Origin of the sequence: Ensifer sp. LBL, assembly GCF_050435225.1 — a bacterium.
In the GTDB taxonomy this organism is placed as follows: domain Bacteria; phylum Pseudomonadota; class Alphaproteobacteria; order Rhizobiales; family Rhizobiaceae; genus Ensifer.
In genome coordinates, this window is record NZ_JBNDJY010000009.1 from 105,615 (window position 1) to 127,384 (window position 21,770).

General features: G+C 62.1%; 20 protein-coding genes. 10 read left to right on the plus strand and 10 right to left on the minus strand.

Translation table 11 applies throughout. The features are described 5' to 3' along the window. Positions 1-66: 66 nt before the first annotated feature. From xsc to tauA, 6 genes are all read right to left on the minus strand, one after another. A complete protein-coding gene (xsc, locus tag OKW20_RS29165; protein WP_429177841.1) occupies positions 67-1,842 on the minus strand; it encodes a sulfoacetaldehyde acetyltransferase in 1,776 nt (591 codons plus the stop codon). A 34-nt stretch (positions 1,843-1,876) separates the two neighbouring features. After that, entirely contained in the window at positions 1,877-3,277 is a 1,401-nt protein-coding gene (locus tag OKW20_RS29170; protein ID WP_429177843.1) for an NAD(P)/FAD-dependent oxidoreductase, read from the minus strand. An 18-nt stretch (positions 3,278-3,295) separates the two neighbouring features. Continuing rightward, entirely contained in the window at positions 3,296-3,676 is a 381-nt protein-coding gene (locus OKW20_RS29175) for a nuclear transport factor 2 family protein (RefSeq protein WP_429177988.1), read from the minus strand. Positions 3,677-3,793: 117 nt separating this feature from the next. Next, the gene (locus OKW20_RS29180) at positions 3,794-4,621 is read right to left on the minus strand and encodes an ABC transporter permease subunit (protein ID WP_429177845.1); all 828 of its coding nucleotides are present in this window, start codon (positions 4,619-4,621) and stop codon (positions 3,794-3,796) included. Further along, positions 4,614-5,426 carry a taurine ABC transporter ATP-binding protein gene (locus OKW20_RS29185; RefSeq protein ID WP_429177847.1) on the minus strand — a complete coding sequence of 271 codons (813 nt, stop codon included), beginning with the start codon at positions 5,424-5,426 and terminating at the stop codon, positions 4,614-4,616. The genes OKW20_RS29180 and OKW20_RS29185 overlap by 8 nt, the downstream gene beginning before the upstream one ends. An 84-nt stretch (positions 5,427-5,510) precedes the next feature. Then, positions 5,511-6,527, minus strand: coding sequence for a taurine ABC transporter substrate-binding protein (tauA, locus tag OKW20_RS29190; protein ID WP_043615160.1), 1,017 nt, complete (start codon positions 6,525-6,527; stop codon positions 5,511-5,513). A gap of 159 nt (positions 6,528-6,686) precedes the next feature. Here tauA and OKW20_RS29195 point away from each other — a divergent pair, with 159 nt between their 5' ends. Together OKW20_RS29195 and OKW20_RS29200 are read left to right on the plus strand one after the other, a co-directional pair. Next, positions 6,687-8,183, plus strand: a complete 1,497-nt coding sequence (locus OKW20_RS29195; protein WP_429177849.1) for a PLP-dependent aminotransferase family protein — start codon at positions 6,687-6,689, stop codon at positions 8,181-8,183. Between the two features lie 667 nt (positions 8,184-8,850). Further along, on the plus strand, positions 8,851-10,410 hold the full coding sequence (locus OKW20_RS29200) for an ABC transporter substrate-binding protein (RefSeq protein WP_043621161.1): 1,560 nt from the start codon (positions 8,851-8,853) through the stop codon (positions 10,408-10,410). Positions 10,411-10,521: 111 nt separating this feature from the next. Here the strand turns inward: OKW20_RS29200 and OKW20_RS29205 are convergent, their stop codons facing one another. Further along, positions 10,522-11,919 (minus strand): family 16 glycosylhydrolase, encoded by a 1,398-nt coding sequence (locus OKW20_RS29205; protein ID WP_429177852.1) that lies wholly within the window; start codon positions 11,917-11,919, stop codon positions 10,522-10,524. A gap of 179 nt (positions 11,920-12,098) precedes the next feature. Continuing rightward, a complete protein-coding gene (locus tag OKW20_RS29210) occupies positions 12,099-12,707 on the minus strand; it encodes a TetR/AcrR family transcriptional regulator (protein WP_429177992.1) in 609 nt (202 codons plus the stop codon). A gap of 98 nt (positions 12,708-12,805) precedes the next feature. On the opposite strand from OKW20_RS29210, the gene OKW20_RS29215 reads away from it, so the two are divergent. Next, entirely contained in the window at positions 12,806-13,528 is a 723-nt protein-coding gene (locus OKW20_RS29215; RefSeq protein ID WP_429177854.1) for an NIPSNAP family protein, read from the plus strand. Between the two features lie 111 nt (positions 13,529-13,639). Then, positions 13,640-13,828, plus strand: a complete 189-nt coding sequence (locus OKW20_RS29220) for a hypothetical protein (RefSeq protein ID WP_043621173.1) — start codon at positions 13,640-13,642, stop codon at positions 13,826-13,828. A gap of 96 nt (positions 13,829-13,924) precedes the next feature. Here OKW20_RS29220 and OKW20_RS29225 read toward each other — a convergent pair whose 3' ends face one another. Continuing rightward, positions 13,925-14,902, minus strand: coding sequence for a L,D-transpeptidase family protein (locus OKW20_RS29225; RefSeq protein WP_429177857.1), 978 nt, complete (start codon positions 14,900-14,902; stop codon positions 13,925-13,927). 242 nt (positions 14,903-15,144) lie between these two features. Between OKW20_RS29225 and OKW20_RS29230 the strand changes: the two genes are divergently transcribed. The 6 genes from OKW20_RS29230 to OKW20_RS29255 are packed head-to-tail and all read left to right on the plus strand — an operon-like array spanning position 15,145 to position 20,836. Beyond that, the gene (locus tag OKW20_RS29230) at positions 15,145-16,167 is read left to right on the plus strand and encodes a LacI family DNA-binding transcriptional regulator (RefSeq protein ID WP_156134187.1); all 1,023 of its coding nucleotides are present in this window, start codon (positions 15,145-15,147) and stop codon (positions 16,165-16,167) included. 34 nt (positions 16,168-16,201) lie between these two features. After that, a complete protein-coding gene (locus OKW20_RS29235) occupies positions 16,202-17,158 on the plus strand; it encodes an ABC transporter substrate-binding protein (protein WP_429177859.1) in 957 nt (318 codons plus the stop codon). Beyond that, complete coding sequence (locus OKW20_RS29240; RefSeq protein WP_429177994.1) at positions 17,158-17,961, plus strand: ATP-binding cassette domain-containing protein; 804 nt, start codon at positions 17,158-17,160, stop codon at positions 17,959-17,961. Before OKW20_RS29235 ends, OKW20_RS29240 begins: the two co-directional genes overlap by 1 nt. Then, on the plus strand, positions 17,958-18,956 hold the full coding sequence (locus OKW20_RS29245) for an ABC transporter permease (RefSeq protein WP_192449862.1): 999 nt from the start codon (positions 17,958-17,960) through the stop codon (positions 18,954-18,956). The genes OKW20_RS29240 and OKW20_RS29245 overlap by 4 nt, the downstream gene beginning before the upstream one ends. A gap of 5 nt (positions 18,957-18,961) precedes the next feature. Continuing rightward, positions 18,962-20,029, plus strand: a complete 1,068-nt coding sequence (locus OKW20_RS29250; RefSeq protein WP_429177863.1) for a phosphotriesterase family protein — start codon at positions 18,962-18,964, stop codon at positions 20,027-20,029. A gap of 39 nt (positions 20,030-20,068) precedes the next feature. Continuing rightward, on the plus strand, positions 20,069-20,836 hold the full coding sequence (locus tag OKW20_RS29255; RefSeq protein ID WP_034790452.1) for a glutamine amidotransferase: 768 nt from the start codon (positions 20,069-20,071) through the stop codon (positions 20,834-20,836). Between the two features lie 30 nt (positions 20,837-20,866). Here OKW20_RS29255 and OKW20_RS29260 read toward each other — a convergent pair whose 3' ends face one another. Next, positions 20,867-21,766, minus strand: a complete 900-nt coding sequence (locus OKW20_RS29260) for a ribokinase (RefSeq protein ID WP_429177870.1) — start codon at positions 21,764-21,766, stop codon at positions 20,867-20,869. Positions 21,767-21,770: the final 4 nt, after the last annotated feature.

Below are 21,770 nucleotides of genomic sequence, written 5' to 3' on the forward strand. Positions count from 1 at the left end.
CCGGTCATCTGCGGGAAGCTTCGCCCCGCCCGGGTGCACCGGACGAGGCTTTAGGTAGAGCGGGGATCAGGCCCGCTTCTGCGGACGCATGTCGGCGCGGTCGATGCCGGCGACCGGCACGGGCTTCTTCATGGCGTCACGGCGGAAAGGTTCTCCGAGCTCCTGGTTGAGGATGACTTCGATGAAGGTCGTCACGCCCTTCTTCTGGTCGGCGATCGCATTGGACAGCGCTTCGGTCAGGGCCGCGGTCGTGTTGACGGCAACGCCCTTCAGGCCGCAGCCCTCAGCCACCTTCGCGTAGGAGAGGTTGGGGTTGAGTTCCGTGCCGACAAAGTTGTTGGCGTACCACAGCGTCGTGTTGCGCTTCTCCGCACCCCATTGGTAGTTGCGGAAGATCACCATGGTGATCGCCGGCCAACCCTCGCGGCCGATCGAGCCCATTTCGTTCATGGAGATACCGAAGGCACCGTCACCGGCAAAGCCGACGACCGGCACGTCAGGGCAACCGATCTTGGCGCCGACGATCGACGGGAAGCCGTAGCCGCAGGGGCCGAACATGCCCGGCGCCAGATATTTTCGGCCGGCTTCGAAGGTCGGATAGGCGTTGCCGATCGCGCAGTTGTTGCCGATGTCGGTCGAGATGATCGCTTCCTTCGGCAGAGCCGCCTGGATTGCCCGCCAGGCCTGACGTGGCGACATCCGGTTCGGCTCGCGCGAACGCGCGCTTTCGTTCCATTCCGTGCCCGGATCGTCGTCCTCGTGGTCCATCGAGGAGAGCTGCTGCTGCCAGGCCGAGCGGGTCTGGTGGATTGCAGCCTTGCGCTCTTCGCGGCCGGTGTCGCCTGCCGTTGGCGAGAGCAGCTCGAGGATCTGGCGGGCGACCTGCTTGGCATCGCCGCAGATGCCGACCGACACCTTCTTGGTCAGGCCGATCCGGTCGGCGTTGATGTCGACCTGGATGATCGAGGCGTTCTTCGGCCAGTAGTCGATGCCGTAGCCCGGAAGCGTCGAGAACGGATTGAGCCGCGTGCCGAGAGCGAGAACGACATCGGCCTTGGAGATCAACTCCATCGCCGCCTTAGAGCCGTTATAGCCGAGCGGGCCGACCGAGAGGCGATGGCTGCCGGGGAAGGCGTCGTTGTGCTGGTAACCGCAGCAGACCGGGGCGTCGAGACGCTCGGCAAGCTTCATGCTATCGGAGATGGCATTGCCGATAACGACGCCGGCGCCGTTGAGAATGACCGGGAACTTCGCTTCCGACAAAAGCTTGGCGGCTTCGGCGATCGCCTGCGGGCCACCCGCCGGACGCTCGAAGCGAACGATCGCCGGCAGGTCGACGTCGATTACCTGGGTCCAGTAGTCGCGCGGGATGTTGATCTGCGCCGGAGCACAACCGCGCCAGGCCTTTTCGATGACCCGGTTCAGGACCTCGGGGATACGCGAGGGATCGCGCACTTCTTCCTGGTAGCAGACCATTTCCTCGAACATCGCCATCTGGTCGACTTCCTGGAAACCGCCCTGCCCGATCGTCTTGTTGGCCGCCTGGGGCGTGACCATCAGAAGCGGCGTGTGGTTCCAGTAGGCGGTCTTGATGGCGGTGATGAAGCCGGTGACGCCAGGGCCGTTCTGGCCGATTGCGACCGACATCGTGCCGGTCGCACGGCTGAAGCCATCGGCCATCATGCCGGCATTGGTCTCATGGGCGCAGTCCCAGAACTTGATGCCGGCCTTCGGGAACAGGTCCGACACCGGCATCATGGCCGAGCCGATGATGCCGAAGGCGTGTTCGAGGCCATGCATCTGAAGAACTTTGACGAAGGCTTCCTCGGTGGTCATTTTCATGGGGTGGTTCCTTTCCTGGTATTATTTCAAAGTGTTAGAGGATCTCGTCGCGGAGGTAGTACCAGCGGTACATTCCCCATTGGCCAAGCCGTCGGAACGGCGTCAGAAGCCCGTGGCCCGGCAGGGGCGAAGTGAAGATGGGAAGGTCGAGGCCGCCGCCCTTGCCGGCGACCATCTGGGCCATGCGACGGCCGGCCTGGGCGGAATACATGACGCCGTTGCCGCCATAGCCCATGGCGTAGAACAGCCGCTGGCTCGGGTCCGGCTGGAAGATGCGCGGCATCATGTCGTGACTGACATCCACCCAACCCCACCAGGAGTAGTCGATGTCGATGCCGCGAAGCGCCGGGAACTTGCGGTAGAGACCGGCGAGCAGCAGTTCGAGGTGCTTCGGGTTGCTCGCGTCGCGTCCGGTAATGGCGCTGCGGCTGCCGATCTGCACGCGTCCGTCAGGCAGCATGCGATAGTAGTGGCGGAGTGTGCGCGTATCGGTGAGCGGGATGCGCGTCTTGAAGTTCAGCGCCTGCTGTTCGCTTTCGCTCAAGGGCCGGGTGACGATGGAGTTCGACAGGATCGGCATCAGCCGGTGACGGGTGAGCGCATTCATCCCTGGTGACGTGTAGCCGGCCGTCGCAATGCAGACGGCACGCGCTCGCACCGTTCCACCAGGCGTCGTGAGGTAGTGCACGCCGCCCTTGGCGGTGCAGTCAAGCACCGGGCTCGACGTATGGACCTTGGCGCCCAGCTTGCGGGCAAGCTTGAGGTAGCCGAAGGCGAGCTTTGCCGCATGGATACCCATGCCATCGGGCTCGTACATGGCGCCGCGCGCTTCTTCGTCGCGGACGAAGTCGCGGTGGATCTCGTCGCGCGAAACCATCCGGGCGCGATAGCCGAAGGTATCGTTGAGGACGCGGACCTCGCTTTGCAAAGCCGGCAGCATCTTGTCGCGATGGGCGATATAGAGGTGGCCGCCATCCTGCGGGTCGCAGTCGATCTCCGGCTCGCGGACGAGAGAGCGGAAGAGGTCGAAGCCCTCAGCGATCTCCGCGTGCATCTTGCGGGCAACGTCCACGCCCCAGCGGGCGATCCATTGCGAGCGCTTCAGCCGGCCGGCGGAAATTTGCGCCTGCCCGCCGTTGCGGGTGCTGCAGCCCCAGGCGACACCATTGGCCTCGAGCACCGTTGCCCTGATGCCGTGTTCGCGCGCCAGATGGATGGCGCAGGAGAGGCCGGTATAGCCGGAACCGATGATCGCGACGTCGACATCGATATCGCCCGTGACCGGACCGTCGTCCTCCGGTTCCGGACCGGCCGTGCCGATCCAGTAGGTCGGCGCATAGTCCTTTCCCGTGCCGGGGCTGCGGGCATGGTTGGGGTCATAGGCCGGATCAAACGGCTCTTTGGCAGGCTTCAAGGGGGTGGCGCGCAGTTGCATGGCTTTCGCTCCAGGCCGTCAGTAGCGGGGCTGCAGGACCGGGCGGTTCTTGCGGAACGCCTGCTTGCGCACGATCTTGCCGTTGCGGAAGGTGAAGAGGTCGCAGCCTTCGGCCTCGATGCGGCTGCCGTCGGCAGCCGTGCCGGAAAACGTCCACTCGGAAACGCCGCGGTCACCGTCCACGAAGTGGCTGTGGTTGGCCCATTCGGCATCCGGCATCGATTTCCAGACGCCGCTGAAGGCATCGGCGATCGGACCCGCACCGACGAAACGGTTGCCGTAGACCTCGGGACCGCCAACCGCGTTGAACACGCAATCCTCGGAAAAGAAGTGCATGACCCCATCGATGTCATGCCGGTTGAAGGCATCGAACAAGGTTTTGAGATCGGTTGCCATCAGTGTCATGGTCCTGTCCTTTGGCTTGGTCGTCAGGCATGGCTTCGCCGGAGACGGGAAAGACCGTCTTCAAAAGGCCGCCAGGCCGCATTCAGTTGAAGTGTCGGAGGTGGTCGCCGGTTAGAGGCGGCCCTTCCAGGGGATCAGCGCCTTTTCGAGGTAGCGGATCAAAAGATCGAAGGCGAAGGCGAAGATGCCGATGATGAAGATGCCCATGATCACCGTATCGCTTTCGAGGTTTTCAGCGGCATTCAGAACCATGAAGCCGAGGCCTCGGTTGGCCGCCACCATTTCCGCAGCCACCAGGGTCGTCCAGCCGACGCCGATGCCGATGCGCATGCCGGTGAAGATCTCCGGCAGGGCCGCCTTCATGATCACCTGGCTGATGACCTGTCCGCGGGTGGCGCCCATCGCATAGGCCGCGTGGATCTGCTCGGTGGAGACTGAACGCACCCCTGCCCTTGCGGCAATCGCCATCGGCGCGAAGATCGCCAGATAGATCAGGAACACCTTCGGGAACTCGCCGATGCCGAGCCAGATGATGACGAGCGGCAGGTAGGCGAGCGGCGGCAGCGGCCGGTAGAATTCGATGATCGGATCGAAGAGGCCACGCACGAAACGGTTGACGCCCATCAGCACGCCGATCGGCACGGCCGTCAGCAGCGCCAGCAGGAAGGCGCCGAAGACACGGCCGATACTGGCGAGCGTATGCTGCGACAGCGTCGAGTTCGAGACGCCGTCGGTCATCGCCAGCATGAACTTGCCCCAGACCGCCAGCGGCGACGGCAGGAAGAGCGGCTTGACCCAGCCGCCTTCGGTCACGAGGAACCAGAGGGCGACGATCACGATGGTCGTCGAAAGACTGATGAGGCCGCTGCTGCCGTCACCCGGAGCCCCGAAGATCTTGCCGGCCTTTACGGGCTTGGCGCGTGTCACTCTGTCAAGCATGGGCCATCTCCGGGTTGCCGGACGCACGTTCGTCGCCATAGATGATGCCGAGCACCTCCTCGCGCATGCGGATGAATTCCGGGCTGGACTTGATCGCGCGGGCATTGCCCTCGGCGAGGAAGCGCTTGTTGAAGTTGAGTTCGTAGGTGTGGGTGATGCGGCCCGGACGCGGCGACATCACGATCAGCCGGGAGCCGAGGAACAGCGCTTCCTCGACGCTGTGGGTGATGAAGAAGAACATCTTGTTGGTGAGCTGCCAGACCTTCAAAAGCAGCTCCTGGATGGTCTCGCGCGTCAGTGCGTCGAGTGCCGCCATCGGCTCGTCCATCAGCAGCATGGCGGGATCGCAGGTCAGTGCGCGTGCAATGCCGACGCGCTGCTGCATGCCGCCTGACAGGTGATAGATCATGTGGCGGTGGAAATCCTGCAGGCCGACAAGCGCAAGGTTCTTGGTGGCCAGCTCCCGCCGGGTCGCCTTGTCGACGCCGCGCAGCTTGAGGCCGAACTCGGTGTTCTCGATGACGTTCAGCCACGGCAGAAGCGCGTGCTTCTGGAAGACGACGCCGCGCTCGGCGCCGGGACCGTTCACCTGGTGGTTGCCAAGGGTGATGTCGCCTTCCGAGGGGGCCATGAAGCCCGCCATCAGGTTGAGCAAGGTTGTCTTGCCGCAGCCCGAGGCCCCGAGGGCGACGACGAAGTCTCCGCTGTTGATGGTAAGATTGACGCCTTTCAGGGCGATGATCGCCTGGTCCGAGTAGAGGCCCGGATAGGTCAGACTGATGTTTCTGACGCTCAATGTTTCCATGAGAAATGCCTCCCTGCACCTCGGTCACGGTCTATGATGGTGCGCCGGCCGCTCCTCAACGGACGGCGCAATCGGCAGCTTAGCCTATTGTGCGGCCGCCTTGGCAAAGTCGGCGTTCACGTAAGGCGCATAGTCGTCGAGCGACTGGCTGATCTGCTTCTGCTCGACGAGGAATTTGGCGCTTTCGGTCAGCGCACGCGTGGCGCCGCCGCCGAGCCAGACCTCGGAGGCTTGCTCATCCGCATTCGGGAACGAAAGCAGGCGTAGAGCTTCGACCGTGCTCGGACCATCGCCGCCGATCAGCTTGACGATGCCTTCGACCTGAGGCGATTCCTCGGTCCATGCCGCCTTGTTGGCGTTGTAGTCGGCATAGGCATCGGCCAGAACCTTGGTGAAGGCTTCCATGAGTTTCGGGTTTTCCGCGGCCCAGGCCTTGTCCACCACCAGCCCGTCGAAGGTCGGGACGCTCGCAGCGCCGATTACTTCAGAGTCGGAAATCGTCTTGCCGGTCTTCTGGATTTCCGAGAGCGCCGGCGGCCAGACATAGGCGGCGTCGATATCGCCACGCTGCCAGGCGGCAACGATCTGCGGTGGCTTGAGGTTCAGGATTTCCACCTCGCGCGGATCGACGTTCCAGACCTTGTTCATGCCGACAAGCAGGTGGAAATGCGAGGTCGAGACGAAAGGCACCGCGACTTTCTTGCCTTTGAGATCGGCCGGCGTCTCGATGCCGGAACCGTCGCGGGCGACCAGCGCTTCCGACTGGCCGATATTGTCGAGGATCCAGAAGAGCTGCAGCTCGACGCCGCGTGTCGCGGCAGATGCCGTGCCGGTCGAGCCGAGAACGCCGATCGGCACGTCGCCGGATGCCAGCGCCGTGGTGATGTCTCCGGCCGAGCTGAACTGGCGCCAGTCGATCGCGTAACCGGCTTCCTTGGCGGCTGCGTCGAAGCGGCCATCGGCGATGGCGGCCACGAACGGGCCGACGATCTGCTGGTAGCCGACGACGAGTTTCGTTTCGGCATAAGCGACGCCGGATGCGGCGAGGCTCGCGACTATACTGGCCGCCGCGGCCAGTCGTCTGAAATGTCCATGTAGCATTCGTCTTCCTCCTCTTTGTTTATTCCCTTTTGTTTATTCGCTGACCGTTTCTCCGGTCTTGTTGATGACGATAAGGCCGAGATCCGGCTTGCGTTATATCCAGTCTGGAAGTTGAATAGATCCAGTTTAACGTCGCCAAGGGGAGCAGGCGCCGTGCAGATGAACGTTTCAGAAACCATTTTTTTCATCGACCATGAGAGCGGTATCGGCCTGCAGGCGCAGTTGCGCGAGACGGTCGTTTCGGCCGTGCTCGCCGGACGGGTGCAGCCGCGCGCGCACCTGCCGTCGAGCCGCAAGCTCGCCGATTATCTGCGGATCTCGCGCATCACGGTGACGCTCGCCTATCAGGAACTGATCAACCAGGGTTACGTCGAGGCGGTCAACCGCAGTTCCTATCGCATCTCCGGCAATCCGCCGGGCATGGATGTGGAGGGGGAGCGCCCATCCGCCGGCTCCAATCCGGTCGACTGGAGCCGTAAGATCAAGATGAGCTTCGGCGTCGTGCGCCAGGTTGCCAAGCCGCTTGACTGGCGGCGCTACCCGTTCCCCTTCCTCTACGGCCAGATGGATCCGACGCTGTTCGATCTCAATGCCTGGCGCGACTGCGCCCGCCGGGCTCTGGCGCGCGAGGACTTCGTGCTGATGGCGAGCGACTTTGCTGCGGCCGACGACGTGCGGCTGGTGAACTATATCTGCTCGCGCACGCTGCCGCGCCGCGGCATCCACGCCACGCCGGACGAAATCCTCGTTACCGTCGGCGCGCAGAATGCGCTCTGGATCGTGACTCGATTGATCCTGGAAAAGGGCTCCGCCGCCGTCTGCGAAAACCCTTGCCATCCCGATATCAGCGCTTCGTTGCTGTTGAGCGGTGCGGATGTCACGACCGTCGATGTTGATGGCGAGGGCCTGTCTCCGGATACCCTGCCGGAAAAAGTCGATGCCGTCTTCGTAACCCCGAGCCACCATTCGCCGACCGGCGCGACCATGCCGGTCGACCGACGAACGCAGCTGCTGCAGGCCGCGGAAGAACGGGATTTTGTCATCGTCGAGGACGACTACGAATTCGAGATCAGCTACCTCGCCCCGCCCTCGCCGGCGCTGAAGGCGCTCGATCCGTCGGGTCGGGTGCTCTACATCGGCAGCTTCTCGAAGTCGCTGTTTCCCGGGCTTCGGCTCGGCTACCTCGTGGCACCTGCTCCCTTCATTCGCGAGGCGCGCGCTCTTCGTTCGCTGATGCTGCGTCATCCGCCCGGGCATCTTCAGCGCACCGCGGCTTATTTCCTGGCGCTCGGCCATTATGACGCCGTGCTCCACCGCATGCGGACCGAGTATCATAAGCGCCATGTGATCATGGCCGAGTCCCTGCGCAGGGCGAACCTGAAAGTCGCCGGCTCCTCGACCTTCGGCGGCACGTCCTTCTGGATGGAGGGACCGGCAGGGCTCGACGCCGACCGGCTGGTCAGCGCATTGCGGCAGGACGGCGTGCTGGTCGAATCCGGCTCGCCCTTCTTCCCAAGAAGCGATCAGCCCTGCCGCTACTTCCGGATGGGATATTCTTCAATTCCAAGCACGAGCATTGCCGAGGGCGTCGCCCGCGTTCGCGCCCGCATCGACAGTCTTTGCGGCGGCAGCGAGCAGACCTTCATCGCAAAGTGACAAGTTGACCGTTCGTGGCTTTCCCTGTTGAGCCGAGCGTAGCGGGCTGGTCAGTTTGCAGTTTAGATTGTCGCCATAATCGTATTCAATATTGTCGACAAAGACGTTGACAAATACTTTTGGCGTGCGATGGTGCCGCCTAGCAGCAACGAGCTAGGGAGGAGCAGGTTGATGCAAGGGCTTCAGAAGACAGCGTACTCGCACGTCTTTTCGCGATACCAAACATACCCGCCTGCACCGCCGGGCCGGCACGCCTGACATCTCCTCATTCGCTCGTCATCCAGCATCCAACACAGAACATTGGGTTTCTGAACCGCATCCATAAGCGGCGCAGAGATGTGTCCCTGTTCGAGTTGATGCCCTGGCGTTGGCCATCGAACGACCGCTATCGACAACAGGATCTGGCGCTTCAAGCATTGCCAGGAGGCTTTCGCTTGGGCGCATCGCCATACAAGAACGCCAGTTGATCAAGATCCCCGCATAGGCCCTCAAAGGTCTTTGCGGTGATCGACACGACCGAGAAGGTCATGCCCGCGCCAGCAATAGCTCATGCCACTGGCCGCCCCCATCGGGCGGCGAGACGGACGGCCTGTGCGCCGTTCTTGCCTCTTAAAAAGAAGGTTCCCGCTCAAGGGGACCGGTGACCTCAACAAAGGAGAACAGCAGAATGCTCAAGAAACTGATCCTCGCAGCCGCCATGTCGACGGCGCTTTCCGCGGCGGCTCACGCGGAGACGCTCAAATGGGGCTCTTCGCGCGATATCTACTCGCTCGACCCCTATTCCTATGGCGACAGCTACACGCTGTCCTTCCTCAATCACGTCTATGAGGGGCTCGTGCGCTTTGACGCCGACCTGAAGATCGAGCCGGCCCTGGCGACTTCCTGGGAGACGGTATCGGACACCGTCTGGCGGTTCCATCTGCGCGAGGGCGTCAAGTTCCACAATGGCGCCGATTTCACGGCCGATGACGTGATCGCCTCGCTGACGCGGGTTAGCGATCCGGCATCACCGCTGCGGGGCAACCTCCCGGCCTACAAGTCTGCGAAGAAGGTCGACGACCGCACCGTCGATATCGAACTGACCGGCCCCTATCCCCTGCTCTTGAACGACCTGACGAACATCCACATTTTCGACGCCACATGGCTCGCCGACAACAACTCGCTGAAGCCGACGGATGTCGGCAAGAAGATCGAGGGCTACGCAACCTATCACACCAACGGTACGGGCCCGTTCAAGCTCGAAAGCCGCACGCCCGACAGCAAGACCGTTCTCGTCAAGAACGACGAGTGGTGGGACCCGGCGAAATCCAACATCGATCGCATCGAGTTCACGCCGATCGTCTCGGCCGCAACACGCGTGGCGGCACTGTTGTCAGGCGAGATAGACTTCACTGAGAATGCGCCGGCGCAGGATCTCCCACGCCTTCTCGCGCAGCCGGACCTGAAGGTCATGGAGCGCACGGACCTTCGCACCATCATGATGGGCTTCAACCGCAAGCCGAAACTGGCCGACGGCGTCGACAACAAGTTCAACGACCTGCGTGTCCGCCAGGCCGTCGCCCATGCGCTCGACACAGAGCTCATCCAGAAGCGGGTCATGCGCGGCAAGTCGAGGACAGCGGGTGCGATCGTTGCGCCGGAGATCCCGGGATATGTCGAGGCACTGGACAAGGTCGTACCGTACGATCCCGAATTGTCGAAGAAACTGCTTGCCGAGGCCGGCGCCAGCGATCTCCCCTTCACGCTCGTCTGCACGAACGAGGCCTATGTCAACGAAGAGGAGCTTTGCCAGAGCATCGTCAACATGCTGAGCCGCGCCGGCTTCAAGCCGCAGCTCGACATCGGCCCGACGGCGGCACAGGCGCCCAAGCGCACGGGCGGTCTGTCGGACGTCTACATCATCGGCTGGGCGAACGAGCCGATGCTCGACAGCTACTCGATCCTGCTTCAGATGATCGAAACGAGGAGCGACAAGGCGGGCGTCTTCAACTGGGGCGGCTGGAGCTATCCTGAGATCGACAAGCTGATCATCCAGGCCTCGACGGAAATGGACCGGACGAAGCGGCTCGATCTGCAGACCAAGGCAATGCAGATGGTCAAGGACGAGATCATCATGCTGCCGCTGCACCAGCAGCCAATGGCCTGGGTGATGAGCAACAAGATCGATAAGGTCGCTCAGCTCGCCGACAACAAGCCGCGCCATTGGCTCACGCATATCGCGGAGTAGCCCTGTTGCGGAGCTGGAACGGCGGAACGTTGCGGCTCCCCTTCACTACCAGATAGGCTCAACCGGAGCCGGCAGCGTGGATGCTGCCGGCTCCCTTCGCCTCTTGTCCGTCTAGATCAGCCAGTCGGCGTCGAGCGCATAGGCCTCGATGGAATCGATCTGCATCTCCGCCCCATCGTCAAATTCGCCATCGGGCGAACCGGCCATTCCGCCGACCGCGAGATTGACGAGCATATACATCGGCTCGTGTATGTCCGCTGGGGTATCGGCGCGGGCGATCTCCGTATCGTCGAAGTACCAGACGATCTCGTCTTCCGTCCAAAGCACGCCGTAGTCATGGAACCCTTCGGTATCGGCGACTTGCGCGCCGTCTCGGACGATCGTGTGCTCGCCGTTTTCGTTGGAATGGGCGGTGGTGATGACGGTGTTGGCGTCCTGCCCGCGCATTTCGACAACATCAAGCTCCGGCGGCCAGGAACCGTCGGCGGGGAGCAGCCAGAAAGCGGGCCAGGCGCCTTGATCGTCCGGCATGTCGGCCCGCATCTCGAAGTAGCCGTAGGTCTGGGCAAAGGACGAATAGGTCGTCAACATCCCGGACGTGTAGTCATAACCGCCGATCTCGGACTGGATCGCCTCCGGTGCACGTTCTGCGGTGATCGTTAGAACACCATCCTCGACCGAAAACGGGTTGGCGGATGCGGTCGGCCCGTAGCCCGGATTGATGTACCATTGCAGCTCACCGTTTTCCGAGAGCGTCGCCCCCTCCTCCGGCGCCCACCAGTATTTCGCGTCCCAAACGCCGCTTGCACCGTCGATGAGCTGAAGCGTGTCGAAATCGTCCGAGAAGGTCTGCGTCAGGCCGGATCGGTCCAGGCTCAACTGGAACTGGCCTTCTTGCAATTCATCGGCTGTGGTATCGGCCAGGACCAGGCTTTCGCCATCGTCGAGATGGAGGCGGAGATCGTTTCCCTCCTGGGCCGCATTCGCCAGCAACTCGTCGAACGAAGTGATCCCGTATCCGTCGAGGCGAATGGTATCGTTGGAACTGAAATCGGCGACAAGGTCACTGCCGTTGCCGCGCTCGAGCACGAAGGTATCCGCACCGCCGGAACCGATCAGCACGTCGTTGCCTACCCGTCCATCGATGGTCTGGCTGCCGGAGCCACCGGTAATGATGTTGTCGGCGCCGTTGCCGAAGGCGTGTCGGCCGTCACCGGTGACGGTCAGGTTTTCGAAGTTCTCCGGCAAACTGTAGCTCATCCAGGTATCGATCGTGTCGATCCCTTCGCCGGCTGCCTCTTCGGCCCGGTTCGCCGATGAATAGAGGTAGTAGATGTCGTCGCCCGTGCCGCCGAACATGGTCACATCGACGGAACTGTCGCCCCAGATCGAATCGTTGCCGGGTGTTCCGTAGAGCGTGGACCCGGATCCGGTTGCGGAAAACCATGCGGTCGAACTTCCGCTGTAATGGAGCGGTTGTCCGAGGGCGTTCATGGCTGTTCTGCTCATCGAGAAGTCTCCTGTTTACTGGAGTGCCCCTTCCCGATGAACACCTCTAGCATCTAGAGCTGTGGCCTGTCGCCCACACCGGCGACATTTGCGAAGAATCTCGAATGAAGGCCTTTGGCTTGGAAGCCGAAAGGGTGTCAGAACCACCAACCGAAAGCGGGCGCATCGGTCGGACCGACCTAGGCGTATTTGGACGCGAGAAGGGCTGCGAGCTCTGCCTGACAGTTTACGAGCGGGCGCGTGTCCTGACTGGCTTTTGCCATCGCCATAGCGCCGGAATAGGCGGCGATGATGAGGGTCGCGAGACTGTTAGGTTGAATGTCGGCGACGCGTTTCAGGCGGATGTCTTCGTGGAATCGCGCCGCCAGCGCTTTCTCCCAGGCGTCGAAAATCGCACCCAGTGCCTCCTGCATCTCGTCATCGTGCTTGGAGACTTCGATCGCCATATTGTTCAGCGGGCAGCCGGAGACGGAACCGTTCTCGGAGAGTTCGTTGATGATCTCGGTGAAGATCTGATCGATTGCTGCAAGCGTATCGCTGGAGGCATGCAGCGGTTCGATCCACGTCTGCCGCACCGCCTCGGCGACGCGGTCGCGGATAACGGCCAATCCAAGTTCCCGTTTGGCTGGAAAGTGGTGCGCCATGGCGCCCCCCGATACGGAGGCCTTCGCGCGCAGTTCCGACATTCCCGTCGCGAGGTATCCTTGCGTGACAAAGGCCTGGTAGGCCGCATCCACGATCCTGCGGCGCACCGCTTGCGGGTCGTTGGTTCTTTTGTGTTCGATCATGACCGTCACCTGAAAATCCGATTCAGATAGTGCCTTGACAAAACAGGTCAATCAACCTGTTATTGGAAACAGGACAATCGACCTGTTTTGGAGGAATCATGAAACCGCACGCCGTTTACGAACTTCGCCGCTACCGACTTCATCCCGGCGGAAGGGAGCGTCTGATCGATCTGTTCGACCGCGAATTCGTCGACCCGCAGGAAGCGCTTGGAATGCGTGTCGAAGGTGAATTCCGCGACTGTGGTGATCCCGACGCCTTCGTCTGGGTACGGTCCTTTGCGGATATGGAGACGCGAACGGAGGCGTTGGCGGCCTTTTATTCGGGGCCGGTCTGGAAGGAGCATGGATCTCTAGCCAACGAGACGATGCTCAACTCGGACAACGTATTGCTGCTGAAGCCTGTCGCCGGCACACAGCCGTTTGCTCGCAATCTCGCAAGGGAGAAGGAGGCACGGTCGACCAAAGGTCTCGTCACTGTGAACATCTGCTCGCTGGCCCCCGGCACGGAGGACCGTTTCGCCGCATTCTTCATCGCCGAGGCGCTGCCGATCCTCGAAGAAGCCGGCGCTCGCATCGAGGCGGTCTTCGTCACCGAGCGCAGCGCAAACGCCTTCCCAAGGCTCCCCGTCCGTGAAGGCGAGACGGTGTTTGTCTGGTTTGAAATGCATGAGGACGAGGACGGCTTTTCACGGCATCAGGAGCGGTTGAGCAACGACGTCAGGTGGACCAGTGAGGTCTTTCCTCGAATGGATAGCCAGTGCTGGCGAAGGATCGAGGTTTCGAGGCTGACCCCGACGTCGCGCTCGCTCTGCACCCTGTAGCCGTCGCTCATCCACTATGGCTCGGCACGCATAGGCGATAACCGCCGGGAACGTATCCTGGCGGAACCAAACCGGCCTCCAAACGTTGTGTTGGGTTAGGGGAGGCACGGGATGAAACACACGGATGTTCGAACAGTCGACAACTCCCAGATCAAACATATCTGGGACGTCGCGGATTATTGCCGGCGGACCGGCATTCACAAGACCGAAGAGCTGCGCCTGATCAAGGTGCTTGGCAGATACGCAACCAGCCACGAGCTTCAGATGAACATCGTGCGCGTTCAGACGCGCATCCGCTGAAGCTTCAATTTCGGAATTGCGCGAACGATCACCGGCGTGTTCGGTGGCCGATTTCGCTTTTTGGCCATTCAAAAATTTCTGAGCGTCTTAGGTAGCTTAGTCGACGAACTTGACGATGACGCCAGGCTTGACCATCGCCGCCAACTCCTCCGCATCCCAGTTGGTTAGGCGAACGCATCCGTGCGATCCGGACTTGTCGATCATCGAAGGCTCCGGCGTCCCGTGAATTCCGTAGGTGGGCTTCGAGAGATCGATCCAGACGGTGCCGACCGGCCCGTTCGGGCCACCCGGCAAGGTCAGGACCTTTCGGTTATCGCCCTGCTTGAAGTTGATCCTGGGATTGTAGACATAGGGCGGCATCCGGGCGACGCCTTTGACCTTGTGCGTTCCCGAAGGAGACGGTGTCTCCCGGCTGCCGATCGTCGCCGGATAGGCCGCGATCAGCGTACCATCGGCGCTAAGCGCCAAGATTTGACCGGTGCGCCGGTGTGCTTCGATACGTTGGACCGTTCCTTGCCTCGCAGCCCCTGGGTTCACAACGGAGACCGTATCACCGACCGAGAACGCTGAAATCGGATTGAGCGCCCTGAGGAGATCGATATCCATGTGGAAGCGCTCTGCCAGCCTCTCGGCGACGCTCGTGTATCCGAGCTGATCCATCTTCGCCTGCTCGGAATAGTCTTCGGGAATCTCAGCCACCAGCCCTTTGACGTCGTCCTCGGAGATGACATAGGGCTCGACCACCGTCGTCTGCTCCAACAGTCGCCCGATCACGTCGGCGTCCAGTTTTCCGTCAGCGGGCAGGCCTTGCATGGTCTCGAAGGCGGCGATCGCCTTGGCGACATTCTCGCCGGCGAAACCATCGATCACGCCGGGCGAAGCCCCTGCCCGATCGAGAAGAACCTGAAGCCGGACGATGGCGGGATCTGGCGTGTCCGAGGTCTCGGTCCTTCGTTCCAGCGATGTGGGCGTGATCGACGCACGGTCGATGGTTTCTGGCTGAAGCGCCTGGGCATTGGCCAGACCGGCGGGGGATAGCAGCACTACCGCCGCCAATAGAACCTTGTTTTCCATGATCGCTCAATCGATCAGGGCGCTGATTTGTTCCCGCCTCGCAGCTCCAAGATGCTGTTTTCTCAAGAGCAAACGGTATCGGTCTTTCGGTCTTTTCGCCGCCGCCAATCGTCCCAAATCCGTGGCCAGATACGCGCGCCACCGCCGCGTCCGAGAAAGTCTCTTGACAGAACATGAAACTCGAAATCTTATTGTAAAGCGTTTTAGTAAATCGGTTTACAACGGCAAGGGATGGAGCCAAGGTGACCACACGACGCGTCACAGGTCTGAAGGATGTAGCCCGAGCTGCCGGCGTTTCCGTGACGACGGTGTCACGCCTGCTGAACGGATCGCTCGACCTGCCCTTCGAGACGAAGAAGCGGATCTCGGATGCGATCCGCGACCTCAATTACCAGCCCAACCCGCATGCCCGCCGGCTCAGCCGCGGTCGTTCCGACACCATCGGTCTTGTCGTTCCCGATATTGCCAACCCCTTCTTCGCGACGCTCGTGGCAGCCGTCGAAGAAGAGGCGGATACCCGCGGTCTTGCCGTCTCGCTTTACGCCACCCTGAACCGGGCCGGTCGTGAGGTCGCCTATCTTCAACTGATCGAACGCAATCATGTCGACGGCCTGATCTTTGTCACCAACCACCCGGATGACGGTCAACTCGCCACCTTGATAAACCGCACCGGCAAAGTCGTGATCGCCGACGAAGACGTCCCGGGCGCCCAGGCACCGAAGCTGTTCTGCGACAACGAGATGGGCGGATCGCTCGCCGGCCGGCATCTGGCCGAATTCGGGCATAGGGATGTGCTCTTCGTCGGTGGCCCCGAAGCGATGATCAGTTCGCGTCGGCGCTTCAACGGTCTTGAGCAGGCGCTGCGCGATGCGTTCGGCGAAGATTTCCGGCTGTCAAAATACGCCGGCGACTACACCGTGACCTTTGGTCGGCAGGCGGCGAAACGCTTCATCGAGGAAGGCCGCCCGGCAACGGCGATCTTCGCCAGCTCGGACGAAATCGCCATCGGCATGATCGAGGTCTTCCGTGACCAGGGGGTGTCCGTTCCTGACGATGTCTCTGTCATCGGCTTCGACGATGTCGGCCCGCTGCATCTTTTCGGTCCGCCCATGACCGCCATTCGCCAGCCGGTCCGAGCGATCGGCGAGCGCGCCCTCTCCCTTCTTCTCGAAACAAACTGGCAGGGCAAGCAGGCTCTCGTCGAAGAGCTCCTGCCAGTCGAAATCGTCGTGCGGAAATCCGTTGCTCCGCCGGCGAAACGATAAATCACGCAATGGAGAACCAACAGAGGATGAGAACATGAACTGGAATTTGAAACGCAGGACCTTAATCGCCACGCTTGGTTTTACGGCATTGACGACCCTCGGCGCGGCTCTTTCGCCAGCCCTTGCCGCCGAAAAGACTTTCGCACTCGTGCAAATCAACCAGCAGGCGCTTTTCTTCAATCAGATGAACGAAGGCGCGCAGAAGGCAGCTGACGCTGCCGGCGCGAAGCTCGTCATCTTCAATGCCAACAACGACCCGGCTGCACAGAACAGTGCGATCGAAACCTACATCCAGCAGAAGGTCGATGGCATCGCCGTCGTCGCAATCGACGTCAACGGCATCATGCCGGCGGTCAACCAGGCGGCCGAAGCCGGGATCCCCGTCGTTGCCATCGATGCAATCCTTCCGGAAGGCCCCCAGAAGGCGCAGATCGGCGTCGACAACGCCACGGCGGGCGCCGACATGGGCAAGTTCTTCCTCGACTACATCAAGACCAACGCCGATGGCAAAGCCAAGATCGGTGTCGTCGGCGCGCTTAACTCGTTCATCCAGAACGTTCGTCAGGAGGGATTTGAAAAGACGATCAAGGATGTCGACGGCATCAGCTCGGCCGGCGTCGTCGATGGACAGAACGTGCAGGACAACGCACTTGCGGCCGCCGAGAACCTGATTACCGGCAACCCCGACCTGACCGCGATCTATGCGACCGGCGAGCCGGCCCTGATGGGCGCGATCGCCGCGGTTGAAAGCCAGAGCAAGCAGGATAGCGTCAAGGTCTTCGGTTGGGATCTTACCGCCCAGGCGATTGCTGGCATCGACGCAGGTTATGTCACCGCCGTGATCCAGCAGGATCCTTCTGCCATGGGCGCCGCTGCGATCGACGCCTTGAAGAAGGTCTCCGACGGCGGCAGCGTCGAGAAGACCATCGCCGTGCCGGTAACGATCGTCACCAAGGACAACGTCGAGCCATATCGGGCGATCTTCAAATGATGACGACTGAAAGACAGCATCCTCCCGCTGTCGCTGGTGTCGGGGGGGCTTTGCCCTCCCGCACCGGTGTCAGCCCCCGCGTGTCCCTCAAGGGGATCGTCAAAACGTTCGGATCGCACCAGGCGCTGCGCGGCGTCGACCTCGATATTTATCCCGGCGAATGCCTTGGCCTCGTCGGCGACAATGCCGCCGGCAAATCGACGCTGACCAAGGTCATATCGGGAACCTACATTCCCGATGGCGGAACCATTACCCTGGAAGGCGAAGAGGTCCGGTTCTCAGGACCTGCAGATGCGCGCAACCGCAACATCGAAATGGTCTTTCAGGACCTGAGCCTTTGCGACCACATCGACGTGGTCGGCAATCTCTTCCTCGGCCGAGAAATCAGCAAGGGACCATTCCTCGACACGAAGACCATGCTCGCCGAAGCACGCAAGATGCTCGACGCGCTGGAAATCCGCATTCCGCGGCTGACCGGCAAGGTCGCCCAGCTCTCGGGTGGACAGCGCCAGGCGATCGCGATCGCGCGTGCCGCATCGTTCAATCCGAAGGTCCTGATCATGGACGAGCCCACCTCGGCGCTTGCCGTGGCGGAGGTCGAAGCCGTGCTCGCGCTGATTAACCGCGTCAAGGCAAAGGGCGTCTCGGTCATCCTGATCACCCATCGCCTCCAGGACCTGTTCCGGGTCTGCGACCGCATTGCCGTCATGTACGAAGGCACCAAGGTGGCAGAGCGCGAAATCGGCAAGACCAACCTGGAAGACCTCGTCAAGCTGATCGTCGGGGAAGGAGCCAAGCAATGACGGCCTACACCGAACGCGCGAAAGGCTCGCCAGCGGCAGACTTCCTCTCGGAAAACGCCCAGGTCCTGTCGATCGCCTTCTTCTTCCTGGCCTGCGTCGTCTTTTTCGCGGCCACGACCGATACCTTCATGACGCTCGGCAACATCCTGAACGTCATCCGCCAGGCAGCGCCGATCCTCATCGTCGCCGTCGCCATGACGCTGGTGATCATCACCGGCGGCATCGATCTGTCGGTCGGCTCGCAGGTCGCCCTGGTCAATGCGGTCGCCGCCATCGTCTTGGCGATGGGGTATCCCTGGCCTCTCGTCGTCATCGCGATGCTGTTCTTCGGCGCTTTTCTCGGCTTCGTGCAGGGATGGTTCACCGCCTATCAGGGGATTCCGGCCTTCATCGTCACGCTTGCCGGCCTGTCGATCCTGCGCGGCTTGGCGCTCTATCTGACGCAGGGCTATTCGATCCCGATCAAGGATGCCCCGGGCTTCTTCATGCTCGGCCGCGGTGAATTGCTGGGTATTCCGATGCCTGCCCTGATCGCGGTTGCGGTCGCGGTCGCTGGTTATGTCGTCATTTCCTCGACCAAATACGGCCGCCAGGTCGTGGCCGTCGGCTCCAACATGGAAGCCGCCCGTCGCGTCGGCATGCCGGCAAAATGGGTGATCGCTTCGGTCTACATGATCGCCGGGGTCGCCTGCGCCCTTGCCGGCCTCTTGATCGCCGCGCGCCTCGGCTCCGGCTCGTCGAATGCAGCGGTCGGCTTCGAACTACAGGTCATCGCCGCGGTCGTGCTCGGCGGCACGTCGCTGATGGGCGGCCGCGGCACCATCCTCGGCACCGTGCTCGGCACCATGACGATCGCGGTCATCGGTAACGGCCTCATTCTCATGCATATCTCGCCGTTCTTTACGCAGATTGTTACCGGCGCGATCATTCTCGTTGCGATCTGGCTCAACACCCGGATCTTCACCGCCAACTTCCGCTTCGGCGGCAAGAGATGACCGTCATGAGCAAGGAGTTGTCAGAAGGACATGTGCGGTCCGGCAAGGTGATGACGGTGAACGGCGCGATCGGCGCGGGCCAGCTCGGCATCACACTGATGCACGAGCACATCCTCAACGATTGCCGCTGCTGGTGGAACGCGCCGCAAACGAAGGAGCGTCAGTATCTCGCTGAAGGCTTCGTCTGCATGGAGATCCTCGGCGAACTGCGCCAGGACCCCTTCGTCAACAAGCACAACATCACGCTTGACGACGAACCCCTGGCGATCGCCGAATTGCAGGCTTTCGCGACTGAAGGCGGCCGCACGGTGGTTGAACCCACCTGCAAGGGCATCGGCAGAAACCCGCTCGCCTTGCAGCGGATCTCCAGGGCGACGGGCCTCAACATCGTGATGGGAGCTGGATACTATCTCGCTTCTTCGCATCCCGCCGAGGTCGCCGACATGAGCGTCGACCAGATCGCCGATGGCATTGTCCGCGAGGCCATCGACGGTGTCGACGGCACGGGCGTGAAAATCGGGCTGATTGGCGAGATCGGCGTCTCCTCCGATTTCACTCCAGCGGAGGAGAAGTCCCTGCGTGGGGCCGCACGGGCGCAGGTCCGGACCGGCCTGCCGCTGATGGTGCACCTGCCCGGCTGGTTTCGGCTCGGCCATCGGGTGCTCGATGTCGTCGCCGAGGAAGGGGCGGATCTGCGCCACACCGTGCTTTGTCACATGAACCCGTCCCACGACGATTTCGCCTATCAAAGCGAGCTCGCCGAGCGCGGTGCGTTCATCGAATACGACATGATCGGCATGGACTTCTTCTATGCCGATCAGCAGGTGCAGTGCCCGAGCGACGAAGAGGCAGCACGAGCGATCGCCAGGCTGGTGGACGCCGGCCACATGGACCGCATCCTGCTCTCGCACGATGTGTTCCTGAAGATGATGCTCAGCCACTACGGAGGCAACGGCTATGCCTACGTCCTGCGCCACTTCCTGCCGCGCCTCAAGCGGCATGGACTGGACGACGGCGCGCTCGACAGAATGATGCGGGACAATCCCCGCTCGGTATTCCAAACCGGGGCCTGACATCGGCTCCCAACGCAATTCAAGACATACGGATAGACCATGACAAAGAAAGTGCTTCTCGTCGGTGAGAGCTGGGTAAGCTCCGCCACCCACTACAAAGGTTTCGACCAGTTCGGCAGCGTCACCTTCCATCTGGGCGCGGAACCGCTCGTCAAGGTGCTCAAGGACAGCGAGTTCGAGCTGACCTACATGACCGCACACGACGCCGTGGACCAGTTCCCCTATGAGATGGCCGGCCTCGACCAGTATGATGCGATCATCCTGTCGGATATCGGCGCCAACTCGCTGTTGCTGCCGCCGGCGGTATGGCTGCATTCGCGCACCGTTCCGAACCGCTTGAAGCTCATCAAGGCCTGGGTCGAAAAGGGTGGAGCGCTGCTGATGGTCGGCGGCTACTTCTCCTTCCAGGGAATCGATGGCAAGGCCCGCTGGCGCCGCACGGCCGTCGAAGACACGCTTCCGGTGACCTGCCTTCCCTATGACGACCGCGTCGAAATTCCCGAGGGCGCGGTTGCAGACGTCGTCAAGCCGGATCATCCGACCATGGCGGGGCTTTCGGGCAGCTGGCCGCTGCTTCTTGGCGTCAATGAGGTGGAGGTTCGCGATGGAGCGGAGGTCATCGCCCGGCTCCCAGAAGACCAGGGCGGGCATCCGCTGCTCGTGCTTGGCGGCTTCGGCAAGGGGCGCACCGCCGCCTGGACGTCCGATATCGGCCCCCACTGGCTGTCGCCGGCATTCTGCGAATGGGAGGGCTACGGCCGCCTCTGGAAGAACATCCTTGGGTGGATGACGGAAACGGCGCGCTAAGCACAGCGAGGATCGCGCGCTAGGGAGAGCCTAGCGCGCGGCGAGGATCGCTTGCAACTGCTCGATCGACGGAAACGCCGAACGGGTTCCGGGACGGCTGACAGTGATGGCGGCGGCCCGTGTTGCATGTTCGATCGCGGTGCGATCGAGGCGAGTGCCACGAAGTGCGGCGGATGCGAGCGCCACCGCCATAAACGTGTCGCCCGCGCCCGTCGTGTCGACGACGTCGCATTCGACGGCGCCGATCCGGACACTGCTTTCGGCGGTGACGAGCATGGCTCCGTCGCCGCCGAAGGTCAGAACGACTTCGCGAACGCCGGCCGCAAGCAGCTTGCGGGCAGCCTCTTCGCCGCTGGTGCCGGTCATCGCCTGCGCCTCGCCCTGGTTGAGGAAAGCGATGTCGATCAAGGGCCACAGGGTGCCGAAATAGGGACGCAAGGGAGACGGATTGAAGGCGGTGATCATGTGACGAGCGCGTGCAGCTTCAAGGATGCCGCGTGTCGTTTCGTCCGACAGGTTTCCCTGGAGCACCGCGAGGTCGCCGGGGACCGCGTCGGTCAGCGGAGCGATGGCGTCGGCAAGCGTGAGGTTCTGGGCTGAATCCGTGGTCGTGATGTTGACGTTCTCGCCATCCGGCGTGGTCAGCACGATCGAGAAGTCGGTGGACTTGCCGAGGACCGGCACAAGCCTGCTGACGACCGGCTCGCTCGCCAGATGCTGGCGGATCATGTCGGCGCGAAAACCGTCGCCGAAGGCTGCGACAAGGCTCGTCAGTAGGCCCGTGCGGGCCATGACGACAGCCTGGTTCGCGCCCTTGCCACCGAGGTCCCGGGACCGCTGGCTACCGTGGATCGATGCGCCCGCGGCCGGCATTTCCGACACGGCGATGGTCTCGTCCACCGTCACATTACCGATTACGTAAGCGTGCATGAAC

Excerpts from the sequence above, each read along its gene's own strand:
- OKW20_RS29240 (WP_429177994.1), top strand. The coding sequence starts at position 17,158 with ATGACGACTGAAAGACAGCATCCTCCCGCTGTCGCTGGTGTCGGGGGG.
- OKW20_RS29250 (WP_429177863.1), top strand. The coding sequence starts at position 18,962 with ATGAGCAAGGAGTTGTCAGAAGGACATGTGCGGTCCGGCAAGGTGATG.
- OKW20_RS29225 (WP_429177857.1), bottom strand. The coding sequence starts at position 14,902 with ATGGAAAACAAGGTTCTATTGGCGGCGGTAGTGCTGCTATCCCCCGCC.
- OKW20_RS29195 (WP_429177849.1), top strand. The coding sequence starts at position 6,687 with ATGAACGTTTCAGAAACCATTTTTTTCATCGACCATGAGAGCGGTATC.
- OKW20_RS29180 (WP_429177845.1), bottom strand. The coding sequence starts at position 4,621 with ATGCTTGACAGAGTGACACGCGCCAAGCCCGTAAAGGCCGGCAAGATC.
- OKW20_RS29220 (WP_043621173.1), top strand. The coding sequence starts at position 13,640 with ATGAAACACACGGATGTTCGAACAGTCGACAACTCCCAGATCAAACAT.
- OKW20_RS29200 (WP_043621161.1), top strand. The coding sequence starts at position 8,851 with ATGCTCAAGAAACTGATCCTCGCAGCCGCCATGTCGACGGCGCTTTCC.
- OKW20_RS29170 (WP_429177843.1), bottom strand. The coding sequence starts at position 3,277 with ATGCAACTGCGCGCCACCCCCTTGAAGCCTGCCAAAGAGCCGTTTGAT.
- OKW20_RS29205 (WP_429177852.1), bottom strand. The coding sequence starts at position 11,919 with ATGAGCAGAACAGCCATGAACGCCCTCGGACAACCGCTCCATTACAGC.
- tauA (WP_043615160.1), bottom strand. The coding sequence starts at position 6,527 with ATGCTACATGGACATTTCAGACGACTGGCCGCGGCGGCCAGTATAGTC.
- OKW20_RS29260 (WP_429177870.1), bottom strand. The coding sequence starts at position 21,766 with ATGCACGCTTACGTAATCGGTAATGTGACGGTGGACGAGACCATCGCC.
- OKW20_RS29245 (WP_192449862.1), top strand. The coding sequence starts at position 17,958 with ATGACGGCCTACACCGAACGCGCGAAAGGCTCGCCAGCGGCAGACTTC.
- OKW20_RS29235 (WP_429177859.1), top strand. The coding sequence starts at position 16,202 with ATGAACTGGAATTTGAAACGCAGGACCTTAATCGCCACGCTTGGTTTT.
- xsc (WP_429177841.1), bottom strand. The coding sequence starts at position 1,842 with ATGAAAATGACCACCGAGGAAGCCTTCGTCAAAGTTCTTCAGATGCAT.
- OKW20_RS29185 (WP_429177847.1), bottom strand. The coding sequence starts at position 5,426 with ATGGAAACATTGAGCGTCAGAAACATCAGTCTGACCTATCCGGGCCTC.
- OKW20_RS29215 (WP_429177854.1), top strand. The coding sequence starts at position 12,806 with ATGAAACCGCACGCCGTTTACGAACTTCGCCGCTACCGACTTCATCCC.
- OKW20_RS29210 (WP_429177992.1), bottom strand. The coding sequence starts at position 12,707 with ATGATCGAACACAAAAGAACCAACGACCCGCAAGCGGTGCGCCGCAGG.
- OKW20_RS29255 (WP_034790452.1), top strand. The coding sequence starts at position 20,069 with ATGACAAAGAAAGTGCTTCTCGTCGGTGAGAGCTGGGTAAGCTCCGCC.